The sequence below is a fragment of the Bacillus sp. 105MF genome (genome assembly GCF_000374885.1).
Classification (GTDB): domain Bacteria; phylum Bacillota; class Bacilli; order Bacillales; family Bacillaceae_G; genus Bacillus_A; species Bacillus_A pseudomycoides.
In genome coordinates this window covers 1-1,524 of record NZ_KB895679.1, presented here as the reverse complement: position 1 = coordinate 1,524, position 1,524 = coordinate 1, and the positions used below count along the sequence as shown (strand labels likewise).

The following is a 1,524-nucleotide window of genomic DNA, read 5'->3' as shown; positions in this document are numbered from 1 at the left end:
TTGATATTGAGTTTCCTCAATTCATTATGCTAAATCGATGAATAACCTTTAAGTGCAAGTTAGGATTTCTTTTAAAAAAGATAGCAAGCTGGTTGAAGATTCAACCAGCTCTTTTCGTATACCTATACAGTATTAAAAAAGATCGAGGGGGCGTATGAGGATGGAAAGCTGGATAGCGCTTGGCATAAAGATAAGTACAGGAATTTACGTGTCGTTAGGTGCATTAGGAATTGTTCATATCATTTTGGGAATCAATCATTCTGGTTATGAATGGACACAAAATCAGACAGTAGACGCAATCATAGGTTTTTGCGCATTTTATATTTTAATGATTTTGTTTGTACAGGGTGTGATGGAAAGAAAACTAACGAAACGTTTGTTGTTACTAGATATTCCACTAGCAATTATAGTAGCAATTGGTTTAATTGCTAGTATGATCTTTGTAGAGGAGCAAAATATAACTGATTTAGCGTTTTTAATGGCTTTATTACTATCAACACCTATCATTTTACTGTTTCTCCGAATTGGATATAAGCAATGGACGTTTTATAGTGAATTGAAAATTCTATTAGAAAACAAGGAGCGACAATAACAATGATTTTTACGCAAATTACTGTTGTAATCGGATCTATTGTTTTAGGATTTCTTATGTTTACTGTGATTTTACAACAAGTTACACAGGATATTGTAGAGGAGCTTTTGAATCAAGAAAATATAGTGGAAACAAAAGGAGGGCAAGAAAATGTTTGAAAGTGTAAATCCAAAGCCACCACTGAAATATAAATTAGCTGAATGGAAAGTACTCATCCCAATGAGTGCTTTTTTATTTGGTGGGATATTTCTTATCGTAAATTTTTTAGGAAACATCATCGTAGAGTTAGTCAAAACAACATTTTCTGATTTGTTACATCCCAAACCTTTTCATATCGGAATAGAGGATCTATATACCTTTCAACATCCGTTGTTACTTTATTTGGTAATATTCCTGATTGCGAGTATATGTACTATGCAATTCACCTACAAGATTCGTTCGAGTTTTAAAGATTTAAATCAGAATCAAAAAGATTCTTCTCGTTTTGCGACACTTGATGAAGTGAAACGACAATATCGAGCGATTCCTGAAAAGACCGAACGATATGAAGGAAAAGGTGGTGTGGTCATCTCTAGGTATGATGAGATTTCATTGAAATCCATTTTACAGCAAGCAAAAAAAGTGATGGAAGCAAAAGGGATGGAAAAGTGGCAAGAAATTAAAAACTTAAAAGATAGTGCCAAGGCAGGAAGGCTACTTATAGATGATGGGGCTGTTAGTAATTTAATCATCGGGACAACGAGGTCTGGTAAAGGGGAAACCTATGTATTTCCAACAATTGATGCATATTCTCGTGCTGAAATCCAACCGTCCTTAATTGTGAATGATCCGAAGGGTGGCGCGACACGTTCCTAAGTGAAAAGCTTAGGCATTGTCGAACTTACAGTTCTACAGTGAACTATCATTCCAAGAAGCCAAATGATAGGGTAACG

General features: G+C 35.0%; 2 protein-coding genes and 1 pseudogene. All 3 read left to right on the top strand.

Features of this window, described 5'->3' with window-relative positions; translation table 11 throughout:
• Positions 1–160 precede the first annotated feature (160 nt).
• Positions 161–592 (top strand): hypothetical protein, encoded by a 432-nt coding sequence (locus C564_RS0131495; protein ID WP_018768253.1) that lies wholly within the window; start codon positions 161–163, stop codon positions 590–592.
• A gap of 2 nt (positions 593–594) precedes the next feature.
• Entirely contained in the window at positions 595–750 is a 156-nt protein-coding gene (locus tag C564_RS37205) for a hypothetical protein (protein ID WP_003203026.1), read from the top strand.
• A pseudogene (locus C564_RS0131485) lies at positions 743–1,429 on the top strand (type IV secretory system conjugative DNA transfer family protein); the annotation flags it as partial. The gene C564_RS37205 and the pseudogene C564_RS0131485, both read left to right, overlap by 8 nt.
• Positions 1,430–1,524: the final 95 nt, after the last annotated feature.

Bases quoted from the DNA above. Each gene is read 5' to 3' on its own strand.
- C564_RS0131495 (WP_018768253.1), top strand. From the start codon at position 161: ATGGAAAGCTGGATAGCGCTTGGCATAAAGATAAGTACAGGAATTTAC.
- C564_RS37205 (WP_003203026.1), top strand. From the start codon at position 595: ATGATTTTTACGCAAATTACTGTTGTAATCGGATCTATTGTTTTAGGA.